16 protein-coding genes are annotated in these 24,084 nt (G+C 61.4%); 5 read left to right on the top strand and 11 right to left on the bottom strand.

What is annotated here, in order from left to right; all coding sequences use genetic code 11:
• Positions 1 to 180 precede the first annotated feature (180 nt).
• The 4 genes from B3I26_RS15410 to B3I26_RS15395 all read left to right on the top strand — a co-directional run bounded on the left by B3I26_RS15410 (position 181) and on the right by B3I26_RS15395 (position 4,904).
• Entirely contained in the window at positions 181 to 1,284 is a 1,104-nt protein-coding gene (locus tag B3I26_RS15410; protein ID WP_296258801.1) for an acyltransferase family protein, read from the top strand.
• A 112-nt stretch (positions 1,285 to 1,396) separates the two neighbouring features.
• Positions 1,397 to 2,173, top strand: coding sequence for an ABC transporter permease (locus B3I26_RS15405; protein WP_296258800.1), 777 nt, complete (start codon positions 1,397 to 1,399; stop codon positions 2,171 to 2,173).
• Positions 2,174 to 2,484: 311 nt separating this feature from the next.
• The gene (locus B3I26_RS15400; RefSeq protein ID WP_296258799.1) at positions 2,485 to 3,900 is read left to right on the top strand and encodes an MBOAT family O-acyltransferase; all 1,416 of its coding nucleotides are present in this window, start codon (positions 2,485 to 2,487) and stop codon (positions 3,898 to 3,900) included.
• A 5-nt stretch (positions 3,901 to 3,905) separates the two neighbouring features.
• The gene (locus B3I26_RS15395) at positions 3,906 to 4,904 is read left to right on the top strand and encodes a hypothetical protein (protein WP_296258798.1); all 999 of its coding nucleotides are present in this window, start codon (positions 3,906 to 3,908) and stop codon (positions 4,902 to 4,904) included.
• Between the two features lie 386 nt (positions 4,905 to 5,290).
• On the opposite strand, the gene B3I26_RS15390 is transcribed toward B3I26_RS15395, so the two are convergent.
• The 11 genes from B3I26_RS15390 to B3I26_RS15340 all read right to left on the bottom strand — a co-directional run bounded on the left by B3I26_RS15390 (position 5,291) and on the right by B3I26_RS15340 (position 20,095).
• Complete coding sequence (locus B3I26_RS15390; protein ID WP_296258797.1) at positions 5,291 to 5,503, bottom strand: DUF6124 family protein; 213 nt, start codon at positions 5,501 to 5,503, stop codon at positions 5,291 to 5,293.
• A gap of 494 nt (positions 5,504 to 5,997) precedes the next feature.
• A complete protein-coding gene (locus B3I26_RS15385; RefSeq protein ID WP_296258795.1) occupies positions 5,998 to 7,143 on the bottom strand; it encodes a glycosyltransferase family 4 protein in 1,146 nt (381 codons plus the stop codon).
• Positions 7,144 to 7,216: 73 nt separating this feature from the next.
• Complete coding sequence (locus tag B3I26_RS15380) at positions 7,217 to 8,173, bottom strand: GDP-mannose 4,6-dehydratase (protein ID WP_296258794.1); 957 nt, start codon at positions 8,171 to 8,173, stop codon at positions 7,217 to 7,219.
• 6 nt (positions 8,174 to 8,179) lie between these two features.
• Entirely contained in the window at positions 8,180 to 9,277 is a 1,098-nt protein-coding gene (locus tag B3I26_RS15375; protein WP_296258792.1) for a glycosyltransferase, read from the bottom strand.
• A complete protein-coding gene (locus B3I26_RS15370; RefSeq protein WP_296258790.1) occupies positions 9,274 to 10,800 on the bottom strand; it encodes a class I SAM-dependent methyltransferase in 1,527 nt (508 codons plus the stop codon). The genes B3I26_RS15375 and B3I26_RS15370 overlap by 4 nt, the downstream gene beginning before the upstream one ends.
• Positions 10,784 to 12,022 (bottom strand): ABC transporter ATP-binding protein, encoded by a 1,239-nt coding sequence (locus B3I26_RS15365; protein ID WP_296258788.1) that lies wholly within the window; start codon positions 12,020 to 12,022, stop codon positions 10,784 to 10,786. Before B3I26_RS15365 ends, B3I26_RS15370 begins: the two co-directional genes overlap by 17 nt.
• 208 nt (positions 12,023 to 12,230) lie before the next feature.
• On the bottom strand, positions 12,231 to 14,285 hold the full coding sequence (locus B3I26_RS15360; RefSeq protein ID WP_296258787.1) for an ArnT family glycosyltransferase: 2,055 nt from the start codon (positions 14,283 to 14,285) through the stop codon (positions 12,231 to 12,233).
• A gap of 254 nt (positions 14,286 to 14,539) precedes the next feature.
• Positions 14,540 to 15,460 (bottom strand): DUF4214 domain-containing protein, encoded by a 921-nt coding sequence (locus tag B3I26_RS15355; RefSeq protein ID WP_296258785.1) that lies wholly within the window; start codon positions 15,458 to 15,460, stop codon positions 14,540 to 14,542.
• 199 nt (positions 15,461 to 15,659) lie between these two features.
• Positions 15,660 to 15,950, bottom strand: coding sequence for a DUF2845 domain-containing protein (locus B3I26_RS15350; protein ID WP_296258993.1), 291 nt, complete (start codon positions 15,948 to 15,950; stop codon positions 15,660 to 15,662).
• Positions 15,951 to 15,977: 27 nt separating this feature from the next.
• The gene (locus tag B3I26_RS15345; protein ID WP_296258783.1) at positions 15,978 to 18,965 is read right to left on the bottom strand and encodes a DUF748 domain-containing protein; all 2,988 of its coding nucleotides are present in this window, start codon (positions 18,963 to 18,965) and stop codon (positions 15,978 to 15,980) included.
• 113 nt (positions 18,966 to 19,078) lie between these two features.
• A complete protein-coding gene (locus tag B3I26_RS15340) occupies positions 19,079 to 20,095 on the bottom strand; it encodes a class I SAM-dependent rRNA methyltransferase (protein WP_296258782.1) in 1,017 nt (338 codons plus the stop codon).
• Positions 20,096 to 20,788: 693 nt separating this feature from the next.
• Here B3I26_RS15340 and mgtA point away from each other — a divergent pair.
• Positions 20,789 to 23,527 (top strand): magnesium-translocating P-type ATPase, encoded by a 2,739-nt coding sequence (gene mgtA, locus B3I26_RS15335; protein WP_296258780.1) that lies wholly within the window; start codon positions 20,789 to 20,791, stop codon positions 23,525 to 23,527.
• Positions 23,528 to 24,084 lie beyond the last annotated feature (557 nt).

Genomic DNA, 24,084 nt, shown 5'->3' with positions numbered 1-24,084 from the left:
CATGCTCCGGCGCGTTAAAGCTCTATAATCCTGTCCCATTCCTACTGTACATTTTCTGTTACATACTTTGTTGTCGGGTTTTCGTCTACCTGTCGTAGGCCACGTCGAGGCCGAGTGCTCAGTAACCGTCTGTAGGAACGCCGCTGTAGCCCTGCTGTTTGATGTATATGGAGATTCATCGTGAAAGGTACTTCGAAGGTCATTTTTGCCAATCAACTCAGGGGTATTGCCGCGCTTCTCGTGGTGCTCTCGCACCTATGTTGCGTGTTCTGGCGCGCCAAGGACACCGTCTCCGCCTACACCGGTGCGCCTCCCGCCGAGGGCGATCAACCCTGGATCGGCGCGTACATCAACGGCGCATACTGGAACTTCGGCGTGCTGGGCGTTGCAATCTTTTTCACCATCAGCGGCTTTGTCATCCCGATGTCGCTGCATCACGCCGGTCGGCTCAAGTTCATCGCAGCGCGTGCTCTGCGCATTTACCCCACCTATATCATCGGCCTGGGTTCGGCGATGGCGGTGGTTTGGTTGTCCTGCCAATACTGGGGCCGCCCCTTCATGTGGGATTTGGGCACTGTCCTACGCAACATGCTACTGATCCACACCCTGACCGGCACGCCGTCGGTGGATCTGGTCAACTGGACGCTGGCCATCGAACTCAAGTTCTACCTGGTCGCTGCCTTGATCGCGCCGTTGATCCTCGCAGGCCGCGTGTGGCCGCTGATCGCTGTCTCGCTACTGATCTTCGTCGCCAACAAGATCGGTCACTCCGCGGTGGGCACTGAAATGCTCTTTGTGAGCTTCATGTTCCTCGGCGTGCTGTTCAACTACCTGTTTTACGGGCTCATTAGCCGTGTCCGCTTCGCTCTCTCGTTCGTCGTGATTCTCGGGCTGTTCCTGGGTGGCTGGGATGCTTCTCCCTGGCCAGATATCTTTTGGATCGTGGCCCCCGGCTACCTTTATGGCCTGCTGATTTTCAGCATGGCTTACCTGGCGCGAAACCATTTCCGCAATTTCCGTTTGCTGGATTTTCTGGCCGACATCAGTTACCCGCTTTACATCGTGCATTCGCTGGTCGGTTACTCGGTTATGCGCATCCTGTTCGACCATGGCCTGCGGCTGCGCTTCGTCGCGCCCATCACCGCAGTGGTAGTCATCGGCCTGGCGCTCCTCATCCATTTGTTGGTGGAAAAGCCTTCCATTTCCCTGGGCAAAAAACTCAGGAAATCACCCCGCACTCAGGTTTCATCGGCTGCCGTTGCCCAAGCACGACCTGTCGCGTAACAGGCCCCACTGTGGCGCTGGGGCAAGCCGTTGTTCTGCGCGTCACGGTGGGTGTTTTTATAGGGGCAGAATGCGTATCCTCTGCCCCTTTCCCCTGTACCGGATTGTCTGAATGAACTGGAACCTGATCGTCAACTTCACTCGCCAGGATCTGATCGACCGTCATTCTGCTTCGATGCTTGGCGCGGCCTGGACCTTCATCCTGCCGCTGATCAACATTCTTATTTTCACCCTGGTGTTCTCCAACATCATGGGCATGCGCTTGGGTGGCCTCGGCCAGGACCTGGGCCGCTGGGGCTACAGCGTGTATCTGGTCAGCGGCCTGCTGGCGTGGAACTGTTTCGCCGCCACCTTAAGCCGCATCACCCAGGTGTTTCATGAAAAGGCCCACCTGATCGGCAAAGTGCGCATGTCGCTCTGGACCCTGCCGGTGTACGTGGTCCTGAGTGAAACCGTGCATTACCTGATCGCGACCGGCTTCTTCATGATTTTCCTAGTCGCCATCGACTTTCACTTCACCTGGTCGCTGCTGTGGTGGATTCCGATTTTCCTGTGCCAGCAACTGCTGGCCTACGCGCTGGGCATTACCTGCGCGATTTTGTCGGTGTTCATGCGCGACATCGGGCAGATCGTCGGGGTGGTCATGCAGCTGTGGTTCTGGCTGACGCCCATCGTGTACGTGGCCAACATCCTGCCGGGGTTCATTCAGGAGTTGGTGGCGTTGAACCCGTTCTACCATCTGGTGCTGGCTTATCGGGCCGCGTTGATCACCGGTGAAACGCCGCATCTGCTGTCGATTGGCCTATTGGTGGTGTTCTCACTGGCGTTGCTGGCCGTCTCGATCTTCGTGGGACGCAAGCTGGAACGGGATATTCGCGATTTCCTGTGACCCTGCACAGACGCGCTTGCCCGCGAATGCCTCGTTACGTCCGATACGTGGGGTTTGATTGGGGCCTCTTCGCTGCTGCCATACCTGAGGCGTCCAACACAGGTATCGCGTCGTCCCCGCAAGTCGGGGTCGGCACGGAACCTGTAGGAAGCTTCTGGAGCCGTGCGACAGTGGCGAATGGGCGGGTAGATCCGATGCATCTGTTTCGCCTGTAACACGGTTTCGCCAGCAAGCCGGATCCTACGCAAACGGCGCTACCGCGTTTGGTAGATGCCAGAAAACAACAATGCAGTGCCCGACATGTCTTCCCTATGATCTTCAGTTCCTACGCCTTCCTTCTCTGCTTCTTCCCTGCGGTGTACCTGCTGTTCGTGACCCTGCGCGTGTGGCGCCTGGAGCGCGCCGCGCTGGCGATGCTGGTCGTCGGCTCGCTGGTGTTCTACGGCATGTGGAGCTGGCGCTACCTGGGCCTGCTGCTGGTGCTGATCGTCATCAACTTCGTGCTGGGCAAACTGCAGGTCAGGCGACGCGGCACGGCGCAGGCAAAGCTCTGGCTGACGGTCGCGGTGGCGTTCAACCTCGCGGTGCTTGGCTACTTCAAATACGCAGGCTTCTTCTTCGGCTTTCTGCCGTCTGCCGCCAGCTGGCACATCATCTTGCCGCTGGGGATTTCGTTCTTCACCTTCCAGAAAATCGCCTGGCACGTTGACCTTTATCAAGGGCGCCTGAAAGACACCGGCAGCGTGCTGCAATACAGCTTTTTCGTGTGCTTCTTCCCGCAGTTGATCGCAGGCCCCATCGTGCATGCGCGCTGGCTGTTTCCGCAGATCGCCCGAGGCTGGCTGAGCCGGGCGCTGCCCTGGCAGTTGGGGCTGTCGTTGCTGACGCTGGGCCTGATCAAGAAGGTGCTGCTGGCCGACCCGCTGGCCCCAGGCGTAGCGACGCTTTTCAATGCCGCGCAGGGCGGCGCGGCGCTGAGTGCGCCAGACGTGCTGCTGGCGGGGTTGAGCTATGGCTTGCAGCTGTATTTCGACTTTTCCGGTTACGCCGACATGGCCATCGGCCTGGGGTTGATGTTCGGGATCAGGCTGCCGGTCAACTTTCGCTCGCCGTATAAAAGCGCGTCTATCGTCGAGTTCTGGCGGCGCTGGCACATCACGCTGTCCGGTTTTCTGCGTGACTACCTGTACATCCCGCTGGGCGGCAACCGCAAAGGGCGGCTGCGGGCCAATGGCAACCTGCTGATCACCATGCTGCTGGGCGGGTTGTGGCACGGCGCGGGGTGGCAATTCATTCTCTGGGGCGGCCTGCATGGCCTGCTCTTGGTGATCAACCACTATTGGCGGCACCTGAGCAGCTGGCGGTTGCCACGGCCGTTGGCGGTGGCGCTGACGCTGCTGGTGGTGATGCTGGCGTGGATACCGTTTCGCGCCGACTCACTGCGCACCAGCCTGCACCTGTTCGAAGGGTTGGTCGACTGGCGTTTGAACTGGACGTTCGACCTGGCGACGCTGCTGACCGAAGTGGCTGCCATGCACATCGACAAGAGCCTGCCGGTGGTGTGCGCGGCCTTGCTGGCAGTGGCATTGACGGCACCGACCAGCCGCCGGTTCAGCCTGTTGCTCGGGCCGTTGGGGCGTGGCGTGCTGGTGGCGGTGGGGCTGTTTCTGGTGCTCAAGGCACTGGCCGGTGCGCCGGACCGCGCGTTCCTGTATTTCAATTTCTGAGGTCGATGATGAAGCCAGTCTTGCTCGCGAGCCGCTTTGTGCTGGGCCTGATCCTGGGGCTGGGGCTGATCGTCGGGCTGTGGTTGCTGCTGGCGCTGGGGCAGGCCGGGCGCCCGGTGCCCACCACCCAGTGGATAGAGAAGGCCTACGCGCACAAGCTGGCGCTGGCCGAGGCCATCAAGCAGCCCAAACTGGTGGTCGTGGCCGGTTCTGCGGCGATGTTCGGCGTCGATTCTGGCCTGCTTGAACAGGCCGTCGGGCGCCCGGTGGTCAACCTCGGGGTGAACGCCGGGGTGCTCGCGCCCTACATCCAGCATTACGCCCGGCAAGCGATCAAACCCGGCGACTGGGTGCTGCTGCCGGTGGAGTACCCGATGTTTCACGGGCGCTATGCGATCAACTATCCATTCCTTGATTACTGGTGGGGGCACCCAGCCTTGCGCCATATCGACATCAACACGGCACAACTGGCTCAGGTGGCGTGGCTCACGCCGTTGTCCCGTGTGCTGAGCGGGTATCGCGGGTTGCCCGAGGGGTTTGCCGTGAGCGGGCTGTACGGGCCGCAGAATCTTGACCAGCGCGGCGATCAGGTGCACAGCGAAGCGGCCCAGCAACAAGTGTGGATGCGCGAGTTGGTGGAGCGATCCGGGGTCGAGTCCTATGGCGCACAGGCGCATCGCTGGGATGCCAACTGGGCGAGCTGGAAGGCCTTGGCCGATGAGGTGACGGCCGCCGGTGGTTGCGCGCTGTTCGTGCCGCCGCCGATGCTCGACCGCCCGGCCTACCATCAGGGCCGTGAGCTGCGTTATTACCGGTCGCTGCCGGCGCAGGCTCGCGCCCATGGGTTGAATTATGTGGGCTCGCCGCTGGACACGATGTACCCGATAGAGCGGTTTTTCGACACCAACTATCACCTCAATGCCGAGTCCCGGCAGGTGTATATGCAGCAGTTGCTCAGTTGGGTGAAGCCTGGGTTTGCCCAGTGTGGTGCGGCGGGTCGCTAGGCTCTGTACGAAAGTGGCTGCGCTCGGTGATGCTGCGTTAAAAACAGGCTCAGAATGCTCATTTACAACACGTAGACTCCGCTTCCTCGCCTGTTTTTGCCTTGCCTGACCTTCGCTCGCCGACTTTTCGTACAGAACCTAGTGTGGTGTTTGCTTGAAGGGCGCTGCGGCGGGTTGGAGCCCGGCGGCCTGGCAAGGGCTGCGAAGGGGCCAGCCAGCGCCTGTACGTTCATCCGCGTTTAACGTTTGGGTCAAACAAAACCCCGCTTCCTGTGAAGGAAGCGGGGTTTTTACTTCTGCGCTGCTCCGTCAGTTTCGACGTCCTCGGGGAATGCACTGCGTCGTTGCGACAGCCAGGGCATGGCCCGTCAGCGAACGCCGATCCTTCAGGGGGACTGGATCTGGTCCAACGATCGATCGACTGCCGCTTTGGCCATGTCGATGAGGTGGACGACGGAGAAGGCAAGGTCGCGTTTGACGCCGGTGTGGTTCTCGGCGCTTTCACAGGCGGTTGCCATCGCACAGCGCAGCAGGCCCGATGCATGGGCCAGTGAATCTTCGAGGGATCTATCGGGTGGATCGGGAGTGACTTTTACCATTTTTTCAATCTCTTGTGAGGGTTGGAACCACCGGCACCAGCTGCTAAACGAATGAAGGTGGTGGCTTTGACAGCGGGTTAGCAGACCGGTCACAAGCACCCGGCGCACCCGAAGATGCCCCGCGCAAAGCCACCATAAGGAGGTATCGCAAGTACTTGTAAGGATCAGGCTGCTAAACCCGGACGCTGATTTTCAGCGACCAACGCAGCCTAGAGATCGAAATTACGAAGCACAAGTGGGTAGGAGTTTCTAGGAAATGTCCCGCGCAAGATAGGGATCAGGCTGTAAGAAACGGCCTACAAACCGGGAAATTTGTTGCAGAAAATGCCTCGCGACCGGCCACATCGGCCACGCCGGGCGAGTTGTCAGAGGGCTAGGTCGCGCGCTTGCTGGCGCACGTAGCGTGTCAGGCGACGTCCCTGTCCCTGAGTGAGCGTGTTCGGGAGCACGCTGCGCAAGAGCGGCGTGTCGGCTGGCGGTGAGCGCGACGCCTGTTATCTGCCCAACACCTTGCGATACACCTCAACCGTCTGCCGGGCGCATTCGTGCCAAGTGTATTGCCGGGCGCGGGCAAGGCCGAGTTCGATCTTCTCTTCGCGCAGGGCTGGCTCGTCGAGCAACGCCTGCATGGCGGCGTTGATGCTGTCCACGTCGTAGGGTTCGACCAGCCAGGCAGCGTCGCCCGCCACTTCAGGCAGTGACGTGCTGTTGGAAGCAATCACCGGGCAGCGCGCCGCGAATGCCTCGATGACCGGCAAGCCGAACCCTTCGTACAACGAGGGGAAGGTCAGGGCGGTCGCGCTTTGCAGCAGCGCCATGACGTCCAATTGCGGCAGGTACTTCAACCAGCGCCCCTCGCCGCGCTGTTCCAGCTTTTGCAGTTTGGGCAGCAGGTCTTCGTTGTTCCAGCCGTCGCGGCCGACGATCACCAGCGGGTGCTCCCGGCGCACGTCGGCAGGCAACTGCTCGAAAGCCTGGAGAATGCGTGGCAGGTTTTTGCGCGGTTGCAGCGTGCCGATGAACAGGAAGAAGCCGGGCCTGAGACCGTGCTTGGCCAATACCGCGTCGCGCACCTGGCTGTCGACACGCTCGAAGTACACCGGCTCGACCCCCAGCGGCGTCACGCTGATGCGATCAGGGTGCAGGCCCAGGTGCTCGACCATGTCCAGTTTGCTGAACTCGGAGATGGTGATGATGTGCTCCGACTGCCGGATGGCCGCGTTGAACAGCCAGCTTTTCAGGCTGCGCAGGTCGTTCTTGATCCACTCCGGGTGCAGCATCGGAATGACGTCCATGACGCTGGCGATGGTCTTGACCCGGGCAATGCGCGGGATGTGGTGATCCGGGGCGTGGAACAGGTCCACGCGCTTGCGGATGGCAGAGGAGTTGCTCAGCGGCAGCTTGAGAAAGCCGCTGAGCAGGGCATGCACCGGGTAACGCGGCGACAGTTGTTCGGGTTGACCGCAGGCCAGCGTCGGCAGGTCGCGACCGAACGCATACGGCTTGATGCGCACATCCGCCTGGTTGGCCGCGATATGGTCAAGCCCTTGCCACAGCGCGCGTGAGTAAGTGCCGATGCCGTCAAGGTGCCCGGCGCGCTCGCCGGAGGCCCAAACGGTGCAGCCCAAGCCAATTTCCATGTGTTGTGGTACTCGAATCAAAGTGTCCTGCAAAGGGCATTACCGCCGGCTGTGTGGCTGCGCGCGGCGAAGTTCACGGCTGGGTCTTGACCTGCTCGCGCCAGTAATCCAGCAGTTGGCTCAAGGTCGTTTCCAGGGCAATCGCCGGCTGCCAGCCGGTGGTTTGCTTGAGCAGCGCGTTGTTGCCAGCGGCAATCGGGATGTCCGAGGGGCGCAGGCGCTCGGGGTCTTGTTCGACGGTGATCGCCACCTGGCTTTGTTGCAGCAGCAAGTCCAGCACCTCGCGGATCTTGCGCGACTGCCCGCTGGCGATGTTCAGGCACAGCGGGTGGTCCGGTTGGCCTGCCAGGTCGAGCAGGCGGATATAGGCGTCGCAGACATCCTGCACGTCGAGGAAGTCGCGGATGGCTTCCAGGTTGCCGACCTTGAGCACCGGCGTCTGTTGCCCGGCTTCGATCAAAGCGATCTGGCGGGCGAACGAGGCGGTGACGAAATCCGGGCTTTGCTGGGCGCCAATGTGGTTGAAGGGGCGCGCAATCACGCCGTCCAGGCCCTGGCGGAAGTATTCACGGAACGCGAATTCGGCCGCGACCTTGCTGGCTGCGTAGGGGTTGAGCGGTTGCGGCAGGGTGTCTTCGCTCACCGCAATGCCCGACTTGAACGCCGCGCCGTAGACCTCCGAGGAGCTGGGGAACAGCGTGAACGCCTGCGGCGCGTGCTGACGGATCGCTTCGAGCAGGTTCATGCTGCCGATGACGTTGGTCTGCCACGTCAGCAGCGGCTCCTTGAAGCTGGTCGGCACGTGGGAAATCGCTGCCAGGTGGATGACATGCGTCGGCCTGGCATCGGCAACGGCCGTGGCCAGCGCGCTTGCATCACGGATGTCGCAGCTTAGGTAGTGGTCGGCGATGCTGAGTGCAGGACTGACATTGCCGCCCAGTGCGACCACTTCGTAGCCGGCAGTTTGCAGGCGAGCGGTGAGGATTTTGCCAACGAAGCCGTTGGCTCCCGTCAGTAGTAGGCGTGGCACGGTGTCTTACTCCTTCACTGGAGAAATCAGGTCAAGCTGCGTCAGCCAGGTGGCCAGGGCTGTGCGCAGGTTTTCGCGCTCGTAGCGGTGCAGGTTTCGATGGCCCGCCGCAACCATGGCCTCATAAAGCCCCGGTTGGGTGTTCAGCACGTGCGCCGCCATGGCGAAGTCCACGGGGTCATCGCTGTGCAGCAGCAGCCCGCCTTCTCCCAGCGTGTCTGGGATGTTCGAGCGCGCCTGTGTGACCACGGGAAGCGAGGCATAGTTCGCCTCCAGCAGCGGCATGCAGAAGCCTTCGTGGGCACTGGCGCACCAGTATTGATGGGCGTTCTGGTACAGCCAGCGCAGCTCGGGTTCGGAGCATTTGCCGACCAGCAGCACGCTTTCTTCAAGCCCCAGGTTGCGCACATGCAGCTGCAGGCCGCGGGCATAAGCCTCGCTGGTGGTGCCGCCGACAATGATCAGGCGCTGTGGGGGCCGCTGTGCGGCGTCCTGGTGCTGCAACAGGTGGTAGAACGCTTCGATCAGCAGGTACTGCCGCTTGTTTTCCGCCAGACGCCCGACCGTGAGGTAGAACCGCGTGTCCTGCGGTTGCTGGGCCATGAACGCCGGCAGGCTTTGGGTGCCTTCCAGGCGGCGGGTATCGACCAACAGCGGCAGGGTCTTGGTGCGGGTATAGCCTGCGTGCACCAGCTCGCTCTCGTTGAGCGGGGAGACCGCCAGCGCATGGACGAACTCCTCACGCCACTGGCGCAGTTGCTCCAGGCCAAGCTCGGCGTAGCGGCGCAGGCCACCGCCGGCGGGGAAGAACTCCGGCGGCGTGATGTTGTGGTAAACCATGGCTTTCTTGCAGTTTTGCCGCAGCAGCCACGGGCCGTGGTCGTGGCCCATGGAGTGGTGGTACATCAGCAGGTCGCATTGCGAGGCATGAAAAGCGCGGGCAGGCAGCACTTGCCCGGCCATCTGGTCAGGGATGTTGAAGCTGTAGATGTCCGAGTCGAAACCCAGGTCGCGCAGCAGGCTGCGGGTGAACAGCAAACCGTTGGTAACCCCATCTCCTGCTGCCACTGATGCTGCAAACTGGTCGATACGCTTGTGGGTCATAGCTGGCCCTTGCGAGCCGTGACCGCGTAATCCTGCGGGCCATAGAACAGCGCGTCACAGCGGCGCGCAACTTCGCTGTCCTCGTCGAGGGCGAACTGGCGCGGGATCGGATTGAGGCGATGAATCTCGACGTTTTCGAAGCCCTTGAACTCCACCAGAAACTCGGTGAATGCCGGCGGCAGGGGGTGGATGTGCGTCGGGTCGGTGTGAAAGTGCGTCGCGGCGCTGATGATGTTTTCAGGGTTCGGCGTTTCGAAAATGATCGTGCCGCCTGGCGCCAGTACACGCTGGCATTGGTCCAGCAGGGTGTTGAATTGCTCGAAACTCAGGTGCTCGATCACATGGAATGCGCAGACCACGGCCACGCTGTTTTCCGGCTGTTCGGCCAGCCACACCAGGGCATCCTGCTGGATCGCCTTCAGGCCCTGCTCGTGGCAGGCTTCAACGTTCATGGAGTTCAGGTCGATGCCGATGTGCGTGTAGCGGTCGGGCAGCATGTTCAGCCATTCGCCACGACCGCAGCCAATGTCGACCAGTGGCAAGCCGGCGTTGAGCGGCGCGATGCCTTCGAGGATCGGCAGGTAGTACGACTGGCGTTCACGAATGGTCAGGGCATCGCCACGGAAGCGGTTTTCGAAGGCCAGGTAGAAACTGTCCGGAATGCTGCTGGGCACCCGATTCGACGCCGCCGGTTGAGTGGCGACCACGCTCGAATCGGCGGCGAGCGGGGCCGCTGCCGGACGCGGCGCGCGTTCCAGGTGGCCCAGGCGAGCGCGCAGTTCCTGCTGGATCTGGCGCTGTTGGTCCAGCTCCGATTCCAGGCGTTTGATGTAGTCGGTCTGCTCGGCATGGGCCGCGTTCTGGTTTTCCAACGCCAGGCTCTGGCCATCGAGTGCGAGCTGCTGGGCCTTGAGGTAGCCGTTGAGCTCGTTCACATAGTGCCCAAGCTCTTCCAGGTGCTCGTTGTGGATCTGGATCTGGCGCGCCTGGTTCTCGATGTGATCGCGCTGCATCGCCAGGCTGTCGTTCTGCAATTTGTGCTGACGGGTCAGCAGGTCCATGCGGGCGACGTAGTAGCGGCTGCGCGGCTCGATGGACGCCATGGCGTACGCGCTGAGCAGCAGTTTGCCGACCACCGGGATACGGCGCAGGGTGTTCTTGAGCTTGGCCTTGCGCAGGCCGTGGACTTCGGTGCCGTGGGCCATACCTTCGGGCGAGTAGCGCAGCGCGGCCAGCACTTCGAACTTATCAAAGCCGGAACGCAGCTTGTGCAGCCCTTGCTGGATTTCACTGCGCTCGGCCTTGCGCCCCAGCAGGCTGGGGTAGGCCGCCAGCAGCAGGGGCTCGTCGTCCAGCTGGATCAGCTCCATCCACCCATACGGACGGTCGAAGACCTGCGCAGGGGACGGGTCGAATGCCGGCATCGGGCGCTCGCGGGTGTCCAGCTTATAACGCTGAACCTCTGCTTCAATTCGGCGGTTGAGTTCCTGGAAGTCGAGGTCAGGGTTATTGGGTATCAGCATTGCTTGCGCTTCCGTCGGTAGTCTCGGTAGGGGCGCCCAGGCGTTCCAGCGTAGGGGCCAGGTCACAGATGCCGCCAAAGAAGGTCCCGGTGATGCCGGCGACTTCAAAACCGATGGCGTTATCGTGCCAGTGGTAGCAGTTGGTGGTGTGATCGGCGCCGTCGTGCAGCGCGAGCGTGATGGTGTACTTGCCCGGCGCCAGGCGCATCGGGAAGCGATAGCGCAGGGTGCGCCGTTCGCCGGCCTTCATGCTGATCGCCACATTGAGGTAGTGGCTGTTGGTGCCGAAGATATCCTGACCGAAACGGTCACGGACCATCAGGCCCAGCGAGATGTCGTCCAGGTCCTGGTCGGCGGCAATCGTCACGTCGAGCAGGCCGTTGTCGCCACTGGCCAGAACCGTGCTCTGGGAGTTTTCGCCGACGAAGGCAACCTTTTCCATGTAGGCATGGCGGGAGCCGTAGCCGTGATCTTCGATGTGGCGACGTTCGCTGTAGTCCTCGTCGTCGGCTCCAAGCAACTGGTTGTAGATGTTCACCGCGTCTTCGGGGTGACCATCGGCGACCACTTTTCCGCCGCTGAGCACGATGGCGCGGTCGCAGATCATTTTCACGGCGTTCAGGTCATGGGACACGAAGATGATCGAGCCACCCTTGGCCCTGAACTCCTTGATGCGGCGCATGCACTTCTGCTGGAAGTGGCCGTCACCGACCGACAGGGCTTCATCGATGAGGAAGGTGTCGGGGTCTGCATGGATTGCGATGGAAAACGCCAGGCGCATGTTCATGCCGGACGAATAGGTGCGGATCGGTTCGTGGATGAACGGGCCAAGCTCGGAAAACTCGACAATGGCGTCGCGACGCTCGTCGATCTGCTGGCGCGTCATGCCCAGCAGCAGGCCGTTGCCGACGATGTTCTGCAGGCCGCTGAGGTTGGGGTCGAAACCGGTGCCCAGTTCCAGCAGGCCGGTTACCCGCCCGGAAATCCTGATGTGCCCGGCGTCGGGCAGCAACACGCCATTGAGCATCTTGAGCAGGGTCGATTTGCCGGCGCCGTTGCGCCCCAGAATGCCCAGCGTCTCTCCGCCGGCCACGCTGAAGGTCACGTTGTCCAGTGCGCGATGGGTGCGATGGAAACTGCGGCGCAGGACGATTTCCTTGAGCCGGTGCCAGGGTCTGCTGTAGAGCTTGAACTCTTTACAGACGTTTTCCACTTCAAGCATGCGTGCAACTCTTATCAAAAGGAGTGTGTTCAGGCGAGGTTGGCTACCCGGCTGACGGGTCGCACTGAATAATCAGGAGGCGGAGCCTAACATGAGTGGGGGTTCGGAGCATTAGTGCGTCTGCACGCCATTGCCTTGCCGCGGCCCCGATCAAAGACGCCAGTGGGGCGATCACGCTTCACTGAACGTCTATGACGCGGCTTTCGGGCTATTGCTCCAGCGGTTCGATCGACAGACGCTGCAGAGCGATACCGAGCAGGCGACCGTCGGCGCTCAGGCCCAGTTGTGCGGGGCTGGTGGGCTGCGGTACATCGATACGAATGCTGCTGGCGCGCAGGTGGTTATCGATGTCGAACACATAGTCCTGCATCTGATCGGTGGGCGTCAGGACCTGTACTGCGGAGCCTGCGTGTACGCTGAAGCGCTGGCCGACATTGGGGCCGAATGCCAATGCGCGCAGGTGCAGGCGGAAGCGGTCGGGCAAAGGCTTGGTGAAATCCAGCCGCACTTGCGGGCCGACGGACCAGACGCCGCCGCTCTCGGGGGCGGAGATCCCTTCGCTGCGGCTCACCGATGCTGCGGGCAGGGGCTGACGCAAGTCCAGATCCGGGCCGTTTTCGACATGGGTAAGGGCGAAGCCCGGCATGATCACCTGCAGCCGGCCATTAGCGTAAGGCACGTAGGGGCCGATGGAGAGCACCCATGTCTTGTTCAGTGGAAGGCCCTTGAAGTCGTAGTGATTGTCTTCGGTGACCTGCGCGTGGGTGATGTCGGGGTTGTCCATATAGAAAGACGCCTTGAGCATGCCGCCCATGTCCGTGCCGATAACGACCACCTGACCGCGTTGCTCGGGCGTCAGGTACGCACGGGCGAACTGGCCCGCGCGGTCGTAGACGTCCGGGACAAGATGTGCTCGCTGCTCCAGGGTCACCCACACGTTGGGAAGCAGCACGCCCAACGGCATGGCGCAATAAACGAACAAGGCGGCACCCAACCGTGCCGAGTAGACCCAGCTACCCAGTGCAATCAAGGCTGCGGCGCCGATCAGGTAGAAGGTCGGGGTATTGACGGTCAAGCCGCGCAGCTCGGGGCTGTCGATGATGCTGGGTTGGTAGGGCACCATGTGGGTGTAGAGCGCGTAAAGCGTCGGGACAACGATCAGCGTGCCCAGCACCGCTCGCCATTTCATGGCGGTGGCTGCGTGGTTATCGCCCAGGCGCGAGGCCACCACGATCCACAGCAGCGGGAACATGAAGTCGTAGTAGCGCATGTGCAGTCGTGTGATCGACTCGAAAACGCTGGAGTTAATCACCGATGCGGAAAACAGGGCGACCACGGGCAGCAGATTGGCGATCAGCAGCACCGCGAGAATGGCCAGGCGTCGTGAGGCGTCCACACGCTGATGGGCACCGAGGGCCGATGCGCCAAGGTTCAAGGCAACAGCCAGCGGCAACCCGACAATCAGGCACAGTGCCAATATATGGCCGTTAAGGCTTTGCAGGGCGAGGGTGGCCAACTCGATGACACGGTCCCAGCCGGAGGTGGTTGAGGAGGCGATCTTGTTGTAGGAAGGCCCGAAGAACGTCAGCCCCGTCGGGCCGGCAAGCATCAGGCTCAACGCAAACTTGGCGACAAGCGCGGCAAGCAGGAAAGCGCCGATGTTGCGGAGCGAGGTCGCGAGGCGGCGCTCGCGGGCGCTCGCCGACAGGTAACCGATGTAAATCAGCACCGCGGGCACGATCAACATGGAGTGGGGTTTGACCAGTGCACTGCAACCCAGGACCAATCCGGTGCCTGCCCAGTCCTGCCAGCGCTCCACCCGGGCGCGGGAAAGGGCCCAGACGAAAACCCAAAAGCTGAAGAAGTAGAACGCTTCGGGCATGTAATGCGCGGTGTAGATGTTGATGGGTGCCGCCATCGCGCAAAAAGTGATCAGCAGCGCCGTTCTGAAAGACGTGACACGGCGCGCGACCCAATAAATGAACGGCGCCGCACCGACGAAGAACAGCGCGTTGAAGAGTCTTGCGCAGCCCAGGAAGTCGGTCGCGCAATGGTTGGTCAGGCTGTAGACGCCCAGATAGAGGTAGCCGGGGATCAACGAGTGGGACAGCGGCTCCAGCCGGGAATAGCGGCTGTAGGTGTATTCATCGGCGAAGACGAACGGAAACAGGCCGTTGTTTTTTAAAAGCAGCGCGAAAAACACCAGTGCGATCATGACAAGCAGGGTGTAGGCGTTTTTGTTTTTTGCTGTCTGGGAGGTCATTCATCAACATCCATTTGTTGAGTCCTTGGCTGTCGCGAGCGTTTAGCGTCGACTTCGCCGATAAGTCAGTTACGTTCCTTGCGTCGTGAGACCCGCTGCGACCCCGGGCAGGGCTGGCAATTGGCCGGGTTCAGGCGCGAATGCGGCGGGATATTAACAGGAAGGTGCGCCTGATTCAGGCTTTGAAATGAAGGCGGCGCTGCGACACGAGGACTGAAGCCCTCGTGTGCCGGTTTAAGCGAGGCGCGCTGGAATCAGCTCAGCCAGATTCCGCCATCGAGGGCTGCTTTGGTGTTGGTCAGGTTTTCCTGACTTTCCGAGAAGGACACCAGCACTTCGTTGGCCTTCATGCCGCTGGCCATCTGCGTGTTCCAGTATTGCAGGCCCGCGTCATCGGCAGTGCGGTGCAGGACATGCAGGTAGTAGTTGTTGAGAATCGAGTTCTGATCCTGGCCCGGATTGAGTGCCTTGAACTCGTCGCTGTTGACGAAGCTTTGCGCGATCTGGCCAACGCTCTGACCCTTGTCCATTTCGGCGATCCAGTATTTGAGCCCGGCGGTGTCCGGCTTGCGATCAAACGCAGCCTGATACAACCGATAAGCCGACCCTGCGTTTTGCCCGGCCTGCACGTCGAGGGCCAGCGAGCTGCCGTCACCGAATTCAACGCGCTCGATGTTGGTCAGGGTGTCGATCTTGCCAGGGGTGATGATTCTGTAGCCGGAGGCGGTGGCGGTGATCATGGCTGTGTCTTTACCGGTGTCGTACCAGACCGTATCGATGCCGCCGTTACCGTCATAGGTGTCGATGCCGCTGTAGCCATAGAAATCATCGTTGCCGTAGGAGCCGATGAAGGTGTCGTTGCCTTGCAGCAGCAATTTGCCCATGCCGACTTCGTCCCCGGCCAGCGCGTAGTCGAGCACGGTGTTGTAGCTGGTGTTAATGCCCGAAACGCTGAACACCGGTTGCCCGCCTGCGCTCCAGTCAAGGCCCGTCAGCACGCCGCCGGACACACCGTTGGTGTTGTAGGTGAAGGCGAAGCCGGTGTAGTTGAGGGTGTGGTAGCCGTCGGTCAGCTGGAACGCCGACGAGGTGGCAGAGGAAAAGTGGGTATTGGCGTTGTACCAGTCATTGAGGTTGTAAACATCGACAGGCTGGCTATAGGTTACTACGGTCATGGAGGAGTCCTTCTCCGTCAAAGGTCGGTCCGCCGTTTAGGTCGCGGCGGCCCTGTAGGACTCCGATAAACGGAATTAGTGCCCTTGTGCCAGCATTTGCTGCCGTTCTTTGCCGCACAGGTTTATACGTGTGCCTGTGCCAGTCATGATCTCCACTTTTGCGGGAGTACAGCGAAGTGCCCGCACGCAGCTAAAATCGTTACCGCCCCCGCTTGCTGTCAATCCGCACCAGCCGCCCGCCTTCGAACCGCAGGTATTGATACATACCACTGTTCGGGCCGTAGACCCATTCCTGGACCTGCACCTGATCGACCTGGCGGAAATGGTTGACCGTTTCCTTGTACCCGACGATGTCCTGGCTGACCGGTTGGCCGCATTTCTGCTGCACTTCGAACATCCGGTCGCCGACGCTGATCAATTGGCTGCCACAACGCAAGGTGTCGGCCTGGGCCAGGCCATTGATTGTTGCAAGCCCCACAATGGCCATCATCTTGATTAACACGCTCTTCAAAATCCGTTACTCGCTGTCCAGGTGCAGGGGGCTGATGACGCGGCCGTCTTTTTCCGGCTTGCCGAGTGATGCGTCGACGAAATAGACCCGATCATCCGCCAATTGTCCCTTATCCACCAAATAGTCCTTGATGCTTCCGGCGCGCGCCTGACCCAACTGGCGCAGCAACAGGGCGCTGGAACTCCAGGATTTGAGCACCGCGTCGCGCAGCTTGTTCTGGCGCAGTTCCTTGCCCAGCTCGACCCATTCGGCCGGCGGTTGCTGCTTGAGCCGGGTGCGGTAGATGCCTTCGAGCATCGGTGCTTTTTCCTCGTCCGGCACGGTCAGATCGCTTGCCTGAGCCGGGACTTTGTCGCCGCGGCGCTGCAGGATCTTGTAGTAGGTGCTCTGGTATTCGCGCTCGAGCCGTTGCTGGGCAATCAGCGGCCCGTCGCTGGCTTCGGCGCTGGTGCCTTCGATTTCCAGGCGCAGGGCAGGGCGTTCTTTCAAGGCGGCGGCCAGCTTGTTGAGTGAATCCTGGGCCTGGCCGCTCAATTCATCCGAGCCCGGCGCGAAGGCGACGGTACCGAGGTCTTGCGAGCCGCCGCCGCTCACCAGTCCACCAATGAACTTGAACGGCGCGGCGGCGGCTTTCACCACCAAATTGCGCAACGTCTGCCAGACAATCGGCATTACGCTGAACTGCGGGTTGTTCAGGTCGCCAGTCACCGGCAGCTCGATGGAAATCTTGCCGTCGACGTCCTTGAGCAGGGCCACCGCCAGTTTCAGCGGCAGGTTCACGGCATCCGGGCTGTCGACCTTCTCGCCCAGTTGCAGCTGCTCGACCACCACTTTGTTTTCGGCCTTGAGCTGGCCTTTGGTGATCAGGTAGTGCAGGTCCAGGTTCAAGCGGCCCTTGCGAATGCGATAACCGGCGAATTTGCCGGAGTAGGGCGTCAGGGTGGTCAGCTCGACGCGGCGGAAACTGGTGGCGATGTCCAGGCTGGCCAGCGGGTTGAATGGGTTGAGCGCGCCCTTGATGGTGACCGGGGCGTAGCGATCGACCTTGCCCTGAATGTTCACCGGGGCCGGTTGGTCCTTGCGGTTGTCCAGGGTGCCGATCTTGCCGTTGAGTTGCTGCACGGCGGTGGCGAAGTTAGGCGTGAGGCTGAAGTCGGCGAAGTTGGCCGAGCCGTTATTGATGTTCACTTCGCCAATGTGAATCCCCATCGGCTTATCGGCGGTCGCTTTGGTCGTGGGTGCGGATTTCGGGGCGGTTTTCGAGGCTGTTGAAGCGCTTGGTGCGGCGCCATCGGCGGGCTGCGGGATCAGCAGGTCATCGATGTTGGTGGTGCGGTCATCGGCGATGACGAACCGCGCATAGGGCTGCTCGATGTTGATCGCGGCGATGCTCAGGCTGTCACCGAGCTGGAAGTCCAGGCCTTGGACATTGAGTTGCTGCCACTTCACGAAATCCCGCGATTTGAGCGTGTCCAAGGTGTGCAACTGATCGATCTGAGCCTTGCCAGTGATGCCCAGCGCCAGTGGCTGCGTGCTTTTCAGGTCCACGGCCAGGTCGGTATTGAGCATGCCGCTGCGCACTTCCAGGCGAATGAACGGCGTGACGTAGGATTGCGCCACGCGCAGGTCGATATCGCGGGTGGTGACATTGAGCTTGGCGCGCACCGGCGCGAGGTTGACCTCACCCTCGGCCGTCAGCTTGCCTTGCTTGCCCAGGCCGGTGTCGAGCTTGAGGTTGAAAGGCGACTTGTTGAGGCTGTCGAAGTGGGTCATGTCCAGATTGAGCGGGCCGACTTCCAGCGCCACAGGCTCCTTGGGCACTTTGTCCGTCAGGTGCACACGGTAGTCGCGCAATTGGGTATCGCGCAGCAGCACCTGCCAGGGCTTGCTCGGCGCACCCCGCTGCTGGCTCGCCGTGGTTTCGGCGCCGGATGCGGTGGCGGGCTGCTGTTTTTCGGCTTCGGCTTTTTTCTGTGCGGCTTTGGAGGGCTGGCTTGCGAACAATTTCTGCCAGTCCAGCTCGCCATCGCCTTCGCGGGCAGCCCAGGTTTCCAGCCCCTGACTGCGGATCTTGCCGACAGTGACCACTTGCTTGGCCAGGTCAATGGAGGTGTCGCTGACGTCGAGGTTTTTCAGACGCACCAAGGGCCGGCCATCCGGCGTGTCGAGGGCAAAGGGCGCAACCTTGAGCGACGTTTTATCTAGCAACAGCTCGGTTTCTTTGGCCAGGCTTAGCTTGTAGTGGGTGTCGAAGTTGAGCACGCCGTCCTTGAGCGCCAGGGGCAAGGCGTCGCGCACATAGGGCCACCAGACTTTCATCTTGCCGTCCGTGACTTTCAGTGTGCCTTCGGACGTGATCGGAATCAGACTGATGCGTCCTACCCAGTCGATCTTGCCGCCTTCAGGGCCTGCCGCGACCAGGGTCATGTCGGCGTTGTCTTCCGGCAAGGTGCTGAGGTTTTTCAGCTCGAAATTGAGCGTGTCGTAGAGAAATTCGATGGGCTCGCTGGGACGCATGTCCTGGAAATGCACATAGCCGTCGGCCAGCTTGATTTCACCGATGCGCAGCGGGAAGGGTTTGCTCGGCGGTTCATCGGGCCTGGCGGGTTCGCTGGCTGGCAGTTTGAACAGCCCTGCCAGGTTGAGCGTGCCGTCCTTGGCAAACAGCAGCTCGGTTTTGGGCTTGTCCAGCTCCACCGACTTAAGGTGCAGGGCCTTGGTCCACAGGCTGTCGATCTGCAAGTTGGCGTAGAGCCGCTCGAAACCGATCTGCTCCTTGCCCGGAGCGCCGATGCTTAGGCCCCACAACGTCAGTTCCAGGGTGTAGGGGTTAAGCTCAAGGCGGTTCAGCTTGGTCGGGACTGTGGCGTAATGTGCCAGCTGCTGGTTGATCACACGCAGCGCGATGCCGGGCAGGATGAGGAATCCCAGCAGGCTGTAGAGGGCGAAGATGGCCAGCAGCGCGCCGATGACGCGTTTCAATCCTTTGGGCATGTAGGTCGCCAACTCTCTCGATGTGAGGTGCCTTTGAGTATGGCACGTCAATCTGGTTCCGAAGGCGCTTGCCTCATTACCTGTAGGAAAACGCCCTCAGCTGCGATAGGCAATCAAAGCTGCAGGATCAAGGTCTTGAGCGGGGGTTGTTGGTCCATCGACGGAAAGTCGGCGCCGGGGCTAAGCACCTGGCAGTCGCGAACCGGTCGGCCGATCTTGCTTGCGCAACGCAGCACCTGGTCGCGCCATTCGTCCATGCCGACTTTTGCCAGGTTGTTGCAGCAGATCAGCACCCCGTCTGCGGCCGTGGTCAGTAGCGCCGGTTTGAGCAGGCTTTGGTAGTCGCGCAGCAGGTCCACGGTGCCGAACGCGCTTTTGGCCCAGGCCGGAGGGTCCAGCAGCACCAGGTCGAACTGGCGTTGCTCCAGGCGCGCGTAGCTGGGGAGCTTGTGGCCGCGCCGGGAGGCAACCGGCAAGCCCGCCAACTGGCGAATCGCCGGGAAGTAGTCGGACTGGATGAACTGCATCTCTGGCAATTGCGGGTTCAGCTGGCCATTTTCACGGCCCACGGCGAGGTTACCTTCGGCGAAATCCAGATTGCACACCTCGCTTGCACCACCCGCCGCCGCGCTCAGGCCGACGCCGCAGGTGTAGGCGAACAGGTTGAGCACGCTTTTGCCTTTGGCGTGGTCTTTGACCCAGCCGCGCGCGTTGCGCAGGTCGAGAAACAGCAGCGGGTCTTGCCCGGCATGGCGACCCCGAACCCGATAGTTCAGGCCCCACTCATGGCCGATCAGGTCTTGCAGCGCGGCGTCGTCGGCCTTATGGACGGCATCGGTGCGATCGATCCGCGAATTGCCCTGGGAGCGGTCGTTGTAGACCAGCATCAGGCCAAGGCCCAGGCGAGCGTTGATGGCAGCGTGCATGGCCAGCAGCGAATCGCTGTCCAGGCTGCTGTGAAAACTCTGCACCAGCAGTTGCGGGCCGTAACGGTCAACCGTCAAACCGCTCGCGCCTTCCTGACTTCCGTGGAACAGGCGATAACAATCGGTGCCCTGGGCGTGCAGTGTTGCGAGCAGGGATTGGCGATTGTCGAGGGCGACGCTGAGCGCCTGGTTCAAAGAAGACATGCTCGGCGCCTTGGGGCAGGAATAAGGGCGTGCGAGTTTAGCAGCAAGCCCAATCGAATGGTTCGCGCCTAGCTCTTCGGCAATAAGATTCGCCGCTGGGGGCGCCCATGCAATGGATTGTGCTGACAAACCGTGTGGCTGCAGACGGGCATTTCGCGCACTGAACGGCGGTTTCTGAACCTTCCCTGAAGCCTTGCGCAATAGTCTGGGCAGCCTCAGTGATGGCCGTTTACTCTCATGAGAGCGGGGCGTATTCTTCGCCCGTTTTCAACCAATGCGGAGACCCACAGTGGGTACTTGTTCGAGTGACAGACGTCAGCCGGTTTCGATGACCGGCCACTACTCGGCACGATAACGCGCAGTCTTTTTCACTGCCGTCATCTCGCCGATTAACGCGAGAAACGGCAGTGCAACCAACTCCCATGCCGTGCGGCTTGCCAACGGTGGCGTCCTTGAGATCGCCACCGTTGGCAAGCCGGACGGCTCCAGATGAAGTTTCCCTGTCTTTCCCTGACGCCTCACCTGCGTGACGAGCGACGAGTGTTGTCGTTTGTTTGCGCCATGGACGCGTGCGGCCTGTTGGTCGCACGGGCCAGCTGTGGTGTGCCGTTCCTGCGGGAGTGGCTCGCCCGGCACTGGCCGTACCCGCTCGGGCCTTTTTGACGTCAGCCCTTCAGTCCAGGGGACACAGCCATGAAGCTCGCCCTCCTCAAAGAGTTCTTCGCAGGCTTTCTGCGGACTCGCCACTTCGGCCGGCACTTCCGTCGGCTGGCGATGCTCGATAGCGTCAACGATGCCACCGTCAGCCGTGAAGTGCCGCCGACACTGGCGCAAACCCTGACCCGCGGCGCCAGCAGCGAAGTGCCCAAACTGCTCGCGCGTCTGGGCAGTCATCACGATGGCCTGAGCGAGGACGAGGCCCTGGCGCTGCGTCAGCACCATGGCCTCAACGAAGTCGAGCACGAACAACCGCTGCCGTGGTGGGTGCACCTGTGGCACTGCTACAAGAATCCGTTCAACCTGCTGCTGACCCTGCTGGCGTTTATCTCGTGGCTGACCGAAGACATGAAGGCCGCCACCGTGATTTTCTCGATGGTGGTGCTCTCGACGCTGCTGCGTTTCTGGCAGGAAACCCGCTCCAATCAAGCAGCCGACGCGCTCAAGGCAATGGTCAGCAACACCGCCACGGTGATGCGTCGGGCCGCTGCGTCTGAAGGTGCGGAGGCCGGCAACGGCAAGCCGCTGCGGGTCGAATTGCCGATCAAACACCTGGTGCCGGGTGATCTTATCGTGTTGTCTGCCGGTGACATGATCCCGGCCGACTGCCGTGTATTGAGCGCCAAGGACCTGTTCGTCAGCCAGGCGGCCATGACCGGAGAGTCGATGCCGGTGGAGAAATTCGCCCGTCGTCAGGAGGTCGATAGCGGCAACCCGCTGGACCTGGAAAACATCCTGTTCATGGGCACCAACGTTGTTTCCGGTGCCGCCACCGGGGTGATCCTTGCCACCGGCAACCACACCTATTTCGGTGCTCTGGCGCAGCGTGTCAGCGCCACCGACCGTGCGCCGACGTCATTCCAGGCCGGGGTCAACAAGGTCAGCTGGCTGCTGATCCGCTTCATGTTCGTCATGGCGCCGCTGGTGCTGTTCATCAACGGTTTTACCAAGGGTGACTGGATGGAGGCGCTGCTGTTCGCGCTGTCCATCGCCGTGGGCCTGACCCCGGAAATGCTGCCGATGATCGTCACCTCGACGCTGGCCAAGGGCGCGGTGTTTCTGTCGCGCAAGAAAGTCATCGTCAAGCGTTTGGATGCGATCCAGAACTTCGGCGCTATGGACGTGCTGTGCACCGACAAGACCGGGACGCTGACCCAGGACAAGATCTTCCTCGCCCGGCATGTGGATGCGTGGGGGGATGAGTCCGATGACGTGCTGGAAATGGCCTACTTGAACAGCTATTACCAGACTGGCCTGAAAAACCTGCTCGACGTCGCCGTACTGGAGCACGTGGAAATCCACCGCGAACTGCAGGTCGGGACGGCCTTTAGCAAGGTCGATGAAGTGCCGTTCGACTTTAACCGGCGGCGCATGTCGGTGGTGGTGCAGGAGCACGACCATCCGCACCTGCTGGTCTGCAAGGGCGCGCTGGAAGAAGTGCTGAGCGTGTGCCGGCGCGTGCGTCACGGCGAGGTCGATGAAGCGCTGACCCCGCAATTGCTGGAACGCATTGTTCAGGTCACGGCCGGGTTCAACGAAGAAGGCCTGCGGGTGGTGGCCGTGGCAGCCCGTGCGATGGAGGCCGGACGCGACACCTATGGCGTGGCTGACGAGCGTGATTTAACGCTGATCGGTTACGTGGCCTTCCTCGACCCGCCCAAGGAGAGCACTGCGCCCGCGTTGAAAGCGCTGGCTGAACATGGCGTGGCGGTGAAGGTGCTGACCGGTGACAACGAGCGGGTGACCGCGAAGATCTGCCGTGAAGTGGGGCTTGAACGCCAGGGGTTGTTGATGGGCGGCGATATTGAGCGCATGAGCGATGCCGAACTGGCGCTGGCGGTGGAGGCTACCAACGTATTCGCCAAGCTGACCCCCGCGCACAAGGAGCGCATCGTGCGGCTGCTCAAGGCGAACGGGCATGTGGTCGGCTTCATGGGCGATGGCATCAACGACGCGCCTGCACTGCGCACTGCCGATATCGGGATTTCCGTGGACAGCGCGGTGGACATTGCCAAGGAAGCCGCCGATATCATCCTGCTGGAAAAGAGCCTGATGGTGTTGGAGGAGGGCGTGCTGGAAGGGCGCCGGACCTTTGCCAACATGCTCAAGTACATCAAGATGACCGCCAGCTCCAACTTCGGCAATGTGTTCTCGGTGCTGGTGGCCAGTGCGTTCATTCCGTTTCTGCCCATGCTGCCGATGCACCTGTTGGTGCAGAACCTGCTGTATGACATTTCGCAGATCGCCATCCCCTTCGATAACGTCGACGAGGAGTTGCTGAAAAAGCCACAGCGCTGGCAGCCGGCGGATGTCGGGAGGTTCATGCTGTTTTTCGGACCGATCAGCTCGATTTTCGACATCACCACCTTTGCGGTGATGTGGTACGTGTTTGGCGCCAATACGCCGGAGCATCAGACCCTGTTTCAGTCCGGCTGGTTTGTGGTGGGGCTGCTGACCCAGACGCTGATCGTGCACATGATCCGTACGCCGAAAATCCCTTTCCTGCAAAGCCGCGCGGCCATGCCGTTGATGGTGATGACCGGGGTCATCATGGCCGTGGGCATTTTTCTGCCGATGGGGCCGCTGGCGCATTACTTCAAACTGCAGGCGCTGCCACCGCTGTACTTCGTCATCCTGCCGCTGATCCTGCTGGCGTATGTGGGGCTGACGCAGGCAGTGAAAGGGTTTTATGTGCGCAGGTTTGGCTGGCAGTGATGGTATCTATGATCGTGCCCACGCTCCGCGTGGGCATGTATCTCGTGAGGCGCTGTAGGGACGCTGAGCGTCCCAGGCGGCATTCCCACGCGGAGCGTGGGCACGATCGATATCGGGCGCATTTGGGGTGCCAGGTACACCGAGTTCTATGATCGTGCCCACGCTCTGCGTGGGCACGTATCTTGTGAGGTGCTGTGGGGACGCTGAGCGTCCCAGGCGGCATTCCCACGCGGAGCGTGGGCACGATCGATATCGGGCGCATTTGGGGTGCCAGGTACAGCGAGTTAGCCGTGTTTGCTGCCGCTTCGCGCCAGATCGCCTACAAGCAAGGCTCCTACGCCCTCTGGGCAGAAGCGGTTTTGCGGGCGCCTGTGATACCGCGCTAAGGGCAGCGCCGTGCCTTGGCTACCACCACCCCATGATCGAGGTGCGTGCTCGGGCAGGAGCGGTATCTATGATCGTGCCCACGCTCTGCGTGGGCATGTATCTCGTGAGGCGCTGTGGGGACGCTGAGCGTCCCAGGCGGCATTCCCACGCGGAGCGTCACTAGTGTCCGG

The organism is Pseudomonas sp. UBA5706, from assembly GCF_002419965.1.
GTDB lineage: Bacteria > Pseudomonadota > Gammaproteobacteria > Pseudomonadales > Pseudomonadaceae > Aquipseudomonas.
The sequence above is the reverse complement of the archived record's forward strand: the minus strand, read 5'-3'. Positions and strand labels throughout refer to the sequence as shown.

Coding starts and splice junctions, on each gene's coding strand:
- B3I26_RS15360 (WP_296258787.1), bottom strand. CDS start 14,285: ATGACCTCCCAGACAGCAAAAAACAAAAACGCCTACACCCTGCTTGTC.
- B3I26_RS15350 (WP_296258993.1), bottom strand. CDS start 15,950: ATGATGGCCATTGTGGGGCTTGCAACAATCAATGGCCTGGCCCAGGCC.
- B3I26_RS15400 (WP_296258799.1), top strand. CDS start 2,485: ATGATCTTCAGTTCCTACGCCTTCCTTCTCTGCTTCTTCCCTGCGGTG.
- B3I26_RS15365 (WP_296258788.1), bottom strand. CDS start 12,022: ATGCTTGAAGTGGAAAACGTCTGTAAAGAGTTCAAGCTCTACAGCAGA.
- B3I26_RS15395 (WP_296258798.1), top strand. CDS start 3,906: ATGATGAAGCCAGTCTTGCTCGCGAGCCGCTTTGTGCTGGGCCTGATC.
- B3I26_RS15405 (WP_296258800.1), top strand. CDS start 1,397: ATGAACTGGAACCTGATCGTCAACTTCACTCGCCAGGATCTGATCGAC.
- B3I26_RS15375 (WP_296258792.1), bottom strand. CDS start 9,277: ATGACCCACAAGCGTATCGACCAGTTTGCAGCATCAGTGGCAGCAGGA.
- mgtA (WP_296258780.1), top strand. CDS start 20,789: ATGAAGCTCGCCCTCCTCAAAGAGTTCTTCGCAGGCTTTCTGCGGACT.
- B3I26_RS15340 (WP_296258782.1), bottom strand. CDS start 20,095: ATGTCTTCTTTGAACCAGGCGCTCAGCGTCGCCCTCGACAATCGCCAA.
- B3I26_RS15355 (WP_296258785.1), bottom strand. CDS start 15,460: ATGACCGTAGTAACCTATAGCCAGCCTGTCGATGTTTACAACCTCAAT.
- B3I26_RS15370 (WP_296258790.1), bottom strand. CDS start 10,800: ATGCTGATACCCAATAACCCTGACCTCGACTTCCAGGAACTCAACCGC.
- B3I26_RS15345 (WP_296258783.1), bottom strand. CDS start 18,965: ATGCCCAAAGGATTGAAACGCGTCATCGGCGCGCTGCTGGCCATCTTC.
- B3I26_RS15385 (WP_296258795.1), bottom strand. CDS start 7,143: ATGGAAATTGGCTTGGGCTGCACCGTTTGGGCCTCCGGCGAGCGCGCC.
- B3I26_RS15390 (WP_296258797.1), bottom strand. CDS start 5,503: ATGGTAAAAGTCACTCCCGATCCACCCGATAGATCCCTCGAAGATTCA.